4 protein-coding genes and 1 pseudogene are annotated in these 6044 nt (G+C 65.6%); 2 read left to right on the forward strand and 3 right to left on the reverse strand.

All coding sequences use genetic code 11. The features are described 5' to 3' along the window. Nucleotides 1–98: 98 nt before the first annotated feature. Nucleotides 99–1499 carry an alpha-amylase family glycosyl hydrolase gene (locus tag IV498_RS13960; protein WP_269047555.1) on the reverse strand — a complete coding sequence of 467 codons (1401 nt, stop codon included), beginning with the start codon at nucleotides 1497–1499 and terminating at the stop codon, nucleotides 99–101. Nucleotides 1500–1678: 179 nt separating this feature from the next. On the opposite strand from IV498_RS13960, the gene IV498_RS13965 reads away from it, so the two are divergent. Beyond that, complete coding sequence (locus IV498_RS13965) at nucleotides 1679–2512, forward strand: aldo/keto reductase (protein WP_269047557.1); 834 nt, start codon at nucleotides 1679–1681, stop codon at nucleotides 2510–2512. Nucleotides 2513–2533: 21 nt separating this feature from the next. After that, nucleotides 2534–3433 (forward strand): aminoglycoside phosphotransferase family protein, encoded by a 900-nt coding sequence (locus IV498_RS13970; protein WP_269047558.1) that lies wholly within the window; start codon nucleotides 2534–2536, stop codon nucleotides 3431–3433. A 103-nt stretch (nucleotides 3434–3536) separates the two neighbouring features. On the opposite strand, the gene malQ is transcribed toward IV498_RS13970, so the two are convergent. After that, the gene (malQ, locus tag IV498_RS13975; protein WP_269047560.1) at nucleotides 3537–5888 is read right to left on the reverse strand and encodes a 4-alpha-glucanotransferase; all 2352 of its coding nucleotides are present in this window, start codon (nucleotides 5886–5888) and stop codon (nucleotides 3537–3539) included. A 30-nt stretch (nucleotides 5889–5918) separates the two neighbouring features. Then, nucleotides 5919–6044, reverse strand: a pseudogene (locus tag IV498_RS13980) (IS982 family transposase); the annotation flags it as partial.

The following is a 6044-nucleotide window of genomic DNA, read 5'->3' on the forward strand; positions in this document are numbered from 1 at the left end:
GTCCTCTGCTGGCCGGGAACTACGCGAGAATACACCGGGCGCCGACTGGAGTACTGCTGGTCGTCCGCCCGAGACGGAAAGCCGAAAGAAGCGTAACCCTACGCCGGTGCGCCTGAACTGTCCAGCACTGCCCAGCCCTGCGGAGGAACCACCACGCTGCCGGTGTTCCCCGCCGTAAATAGTGAGGCACGTCCGGCCATGATCTGCGGCTGCCCCGGGATCTGGGCCGTGAGCGGGCGATCGGCCAGATTCAACAGCACGGCGAGCGCGTGGGTTCCGTCGGTGAGCCGATAAACCAACTGCTCGTTGGCCACTGAAATGGGTTCCGTGCGGGCACGATGCAGCCACGGGTTCCGGCGGCGCAGGCCGATCAGGTCCTGGTGCAGGCGGAAAATCTCCAATCCCAGCGGGGAAAGGTCGTCAGGATGCTCGGGGAATTCCGGCCGAATGGCGTCATCGCCTCCAACCCTGTCCTCCTTGATGCCGCGAAACCCCTGTTCATCGCCGGCGTACACGGACGGTGTTCCCCCTGCGGTGAACAGGATAACCAGCGCGTGCGGCAGGAACCTGCTGTCGTTGAGCCGGCTGGCGATCCGGGTGACATCGTGATTCCCCACAAATGTCAATGGCGGATATGCGGACAGGAAGGTGTTGTGCCGCTCCAAGGCCGAGGCAAGCTCATAGAAGTTTCCGTCGTTGAGGGAGCTCCAGATGGCCTTCCACAGTTCGTATTGGGTGGCCGAATCGAGGGAACCCTCGTGGACTGCCGCAACGTAGTCGCCGTGGATGAACTCGCCCACGAAGTAGGCCTGCGGGAATTCCTTCCGAACTCGGCCCTGCACCGTGGACCAGAAGTGTGCCGGCACGGCATAGGCGGCATCCAGACGCCACCCGTCAGCCCCACGGGCAAGCCAATATTTCATCACCTGCCCCACGTACGCTGCCACCTCGGCGTCGTCATGGTTGAGAGCCACCAGTTGCCGGTGCCCCTCAAAATCCTCGTAGGCCGGCTCAATGCCTGGCCGGAAGGCTCCTGCAGGCCAGGAAAGTCGGAACCAGGAGGCCGACGCCGCCGCTGGTCCGTCGTCGAGCACCTGCCGGAAAGCGGGAAAACCTCGCCCCACGTGGTTGAACACGCCGTCGAGCAGAACGCGCAGCCCACGGGCCCGGCAGGCCGCAATCAAGGCGTCGAAGTCGTCCTCGTCGCCCAGCCGGGGATCGATGCGAAAGTAGTCCACCGTGTCGTAGCCATGAGTCTCGGAAGCAAAGATGGGACCAAAGGCAATTCCGGAAGCACCCAGCCGAACTGCGTAGTCCAGCCAGCCAATCAGCTTGCGGAGACCGTGCACCACCGGCGTCCCGGGCGGGCCGGACTCCCGAGCAGCTCCCACGAAACCGAGCGGGTAGATCTGCCACCACACCGTATGGGCTATCCATCCACTGTCCGCCATGCCAATCCACCTTTCGCCAACGGCTGTCTTCGTCTTGTACTCTGCCACGTTCCACACCATGGACGCACAAGCACGTTCCAAACCACAGGCGCGGAAGCACCTTCCAGGCCGCAGGTGCCGAAGCTCCTGCGGATCCTTCCCCAGCGCCGTTGCCCACGCGAATGTCCGAGCCCCGTCGTAGACTCTGTCCTGAGCCACACGACGTTCCACGGAGAGGACTTGCACCAATGACCGGAGCACTTGCCCCAACCCTGAAATTGCGCCGCGGCGCCAGGATTCCCCTGCTCGGGCTGGGAACCTGGCCACTTGACGACGCACAAACTGCCGCAGCAGTTATTACCGCCGTGGACGCCGGCTACCGCTTATTCGACACGGCGGAAAACTACCGTAATGAGCGTGGCGTTGGCGAAGGCATTCGACGCTCCGGCATTGAGCGCGGCGAAGTGTTCCTCACAACCAAATTCAATAAGGAGTGGCACAGCCGCGACGGCGCCAAACGTGCCTTTGAGAAATCAGCACGCAGGCTCGGTGTGGATTACATTGATCTGCTTCTGCTGCACTGGCCCAATCCCGAGCAGGACCGCTACGTGGACGCCGTTGCGGGATTGGCGGACCTGTTCGCGGACGGCCGCCTAAGGGCGATCGGGACGTCGAACTTCAAGGCCCACCACCTGCAGCGCCTCATCGATGCTGGGCTGGTTCCCGATCTCAACCAGATCCAGCTGGATCCGAGACATGCCCGCTCCGAGGTCCGCGCCGTCCACCGACAGCACGGCATTGTCACTGAGTCCTGGAGTCCGCTGGGACAGGGCTCAGGCCTTCTGGAGTCCGGGCCGATTGCCGGGCTTGCCGCGAAATACGGACGTGCCCCGGCCCAGATCGTGCTGCGCTGGCACGTTCAGCAGGGCCTGGTGGCGATTCCGAAGTCCGCGACGCCGGAGCGGATACACCAGAACATCAGCATCTTCGACTTTGAACTCGACGACGACGACATGGCCCAACTCCGGGGTTTGGATGCCGGCGAGGACGGCGTCGCGGATTCTGACCGGTTCGGCCACTAGGAACCGAGAACGGGAGCCTTCATGCCGGACCAGGGGAACGCGCCGATCGACAGCGATCTCGCCCGTCGCCTGGTGGGCTCACAATTTCCGCACTGGGCCCAGCTTCCCATCAGCACTGTTGACCCAGGGGGTTGGGACAACCGCACGTTTCGGCTTGGGGCGAAGCTGAGCATCCGGTTGCCGAGCGGCCCCGGCTACGCCCAGCAGGTCCGAAAGGAACAGCACTGGCTGCCGCTGCTCGCGACGGGTCTTCCACTGCCGATTCCCACCCCGGTTGCCGAGGGCCTGCCAGCCGAGGGCTACCCCTACCCCTGGTCGATCTATCAATGGCTTGACGGGCAGGTTGCCAGCGAAACCAACGTTGCGGACCCGACTCGGTTCGCCACAGCACTGGCCGGGTTTCTGAACGTTCTCCACCAGCGCGAGCCCACCGGCGGTCCCGCTCCGGGATCGCACAACTGCTTCCGCGGCGCATCCCCCACCGTCTACGCGGATGAGACTTTGTCGGCCTTGGAGGCGTTGGGCACGGAAGTTCCCGCGGAGCCGCTCAGACGGCTGTGGGATCACGCGGTGGGTGCGCACTGGGACGGCGATCCGGTCTGGTTCCACGGCGACGTGGCCACCGCCAACCTGCTGGTGAGCGAAGGACAGCTGTCGGCCGTGATCGACTTCGGCTGTTCCGGAGTCGGGGATCCGGCGTGTGATCTGGTCATCGCATGGACGTTCCTGCACGGCAGCGCACGCGATGCCTTCCGCAAATCGCTGAACGAGGATGCAGCAACGTGGTCACGCGGCCGCGGCTGGGCCTTGTGGAAGGCTCTCATAAGCCTTGTCGCCGCACTTGAGAACAATCCCAAAGCGGCCGCTGGTCCCCGGCGGGACATCCAGCGGCTGCTCCTGGACTTTTCGGGCGAAACGTAGCAGGGCCGGCTGGCCATAGTCGAACCGGCCGGAGTCGAACCGCCCGTCAGCGAACCGGCCGCTGGCGAACCGGCCGCTGACCGCGGAGGACGGCGGCAGCGGCTCAGCTCGCTATGCCACCGGCCACCACCTCGGCCAGTGCGGCCAGCCGGGCGTTCGCGGGCAGATCGTCCACCAGCACGACGCGCCCATCCGGGCCTGCCAGCGGAATGCGCCAGTTGAGGTACTCGTCCTGGGTGCCGGGTTGGTTCTGGATACGGTGCTCGCCGACCGCATCGACCAGGGCTAGACCCACGAGGACCGACGGAGTTTGGGCGACGAAGGCGTACAGCGCCTCTACCGTCCGCTGCACGGTGCCCGTCCCCTTCCCGGTGTCCGTCCGCTGCACAGTGTCGGTCCGCTGGCCGACAACGGCAGCCTCGCCGCCGTCGTCGTCGACCGGCCCACCGTGCCCAGCTTCAGGCAGCAGCCCCCGCTCACGCAGCAGAGCCAGAACCCGCTCCTGGGCCGCAAAGTCTTCCGCCCGCTCCTGCGCCACCGGCCGCTCCAGCAGCCCCAGCGACTCGCGCAGATCGAGGTGCTCTCCCGCCAAGTACCCTGCGGTTGGCGGGAGATCGTGCGTATTGACGCTTGTCAGGCATTGCCTGCGATACTCCTCGGGAGCCAGCGGCCGGCCGTCCTGATGTTCGAACCACAGAATGGAGGTGCCAAGAATGCCGCGCTCGGCCAGATACTCCCGCACCCACGGCTCGAAAGTGCCCAAATCCTCGCCGATGACAACGGCGTTGGCCCGCTGTGCTTCCAACGCCAAAATGCCAATCAGGGCTTCATGGTCGTAGTTGACGTAGGTCCCCTCCTGCGGACCGCCGCCTTCGGGGATCCACCACAACCGGAACAGCCCCAGCACGTGATCGACCCGGATGCCGCCCGCATGGCGCAGAATGTTCCGGAGCATATTCCGGTACGGAGCGTAACCAGCGGCGGCGAGCCGGTCCGGATGCCAGGGCGGCTGCATCCAGTTCTGGCCCTGCTGGTTGAACATATCCGGCGGCGCGCCAACACTGATGCCCGGTGCCAGCACGTCCTGCAGCAGCCACGCGTCCGCGCCCGAACTTTGCACACCGACGGCCAGGTCATGCACCACCCCAATGCGCATACCGGAACTCGTGGCGGCATCCTGGGCGGCTGCAAGCTGTTGGTCGCAGAGCCACTGCAGCCAACAATGGAAGTCGATCCGATCCGCCAGTAGCCCGCGCTGCTGGCGGACATACTCGGTATCGGGATGGGCGGCCTCCGCTTTCCACTCCGGAGCCCCAGCCGGCAGCTTTTCCGCCAACGCGCACCACAGGGCAAATTCCTCCAGTGACCGCCCCTGGGCAGTACGGAACGCCGCGTAGTTCTGGTTCCGGCCGGGGCTTCGACGGACGGCATAAATAAGGGCGAGGGCCTGAAGCTTGGCCGCATAAGCGCTGTCGCGGTCCAATCGGTCCGGCTCCAGATTCGCGGCATGCATCCGCTCCGCCAGCTCCTGGACCAGCGCACGCGGCCCGGCATCCAGATAGCCGTACTCAGCAATATCCTCGACCCGGAGATAGAGCGGATGGAAAAACCGCCGGCTGCTGGGCAGGTAGGGAGATGGTTCCACCGGCGGTATCGGCTGGGCGGCATGGAGCGGATTGACCAGCGTGAAATCCGCGCCGTATTGCGCACCAGAGACAGACGCGAGATCGGCGAGATCCGCGAAGTCGCCAATGCCCCAGGAGCGTGCGGAACGAACACTGTACAGCTGGGCCATCAGGCCCCAGCCGCGCTCGCCCTCCGGCAGTGCTGCGACCGCCAGCCGCCGCGGCGTCACCACCACGGAGCAGTGCGCGTAGCTGCCCTCGCTTTCGGCATGCAGCTGATGCCAGCCCAGCGGCAAATCGGTTGGCAGCGCAAAGGTGGCACATCCGGTGCGGACACCGTCCACGTCCTGCGGCTCCACCCAAATTTCCTGCTGCTCGGCCTCGTGCCGGCTGCCATCTTCAGCGGTGATCCACATCTGTACCGGGTCGCCATGCCGAACGTGCACGGGCACCGACCGGCGCTGGCCTTGGCGCAGGACGACGACGGCCGGGAGCATCCGCCGCCATGGCTCCAGTTCCGCGTCCCGCAACGCCCTGTGGAGGTCCGCGCCGATCTGCGCCTCAACGCCCAAGGCCGTGAGGACCCGGCGCAGGGTGGCTGTGGAGACCTGCCGTTCGCCGCCGTCCCAACCATGGAAGGCTGTGGCCACTCCGTGGGTATCGGCCAGCCGCCTCAGCAGCACCACGTCGCCACTGTCCCTGCTGGCCTCACTGTCAATCTCACTCCCGCCGCGACTGTCGTTGTCGCCGCCGCTGCCCCCGTCGGCCTCAATCCCACTGTCGCCGCCATCGGAGGTGGGACCGCCGTCGTGCCTGTGCGAGTAGACCATGGCCCTACTCTAGATGAATAATTCCAAGGGTCAGTGATCGTAGGCGGTCATGGAGCGACGCACAGCTTGGCCGATCCGATCGTTGTGCCAGATCGCTGCGGTCAGGGCCAGCAGGCGTTGGACGACGCGGGCGGTGACGCCGGCGGGTGTCCGCCC

Source organism: Paenarthrobacter sp. Z7-10 (genome assembly GCF_026932795.1).
GTDB lineage: Bacteria > Actinomycetota > Actinomycetes > Actinomycetales > Micrococcaceae > Arthrobacter_M.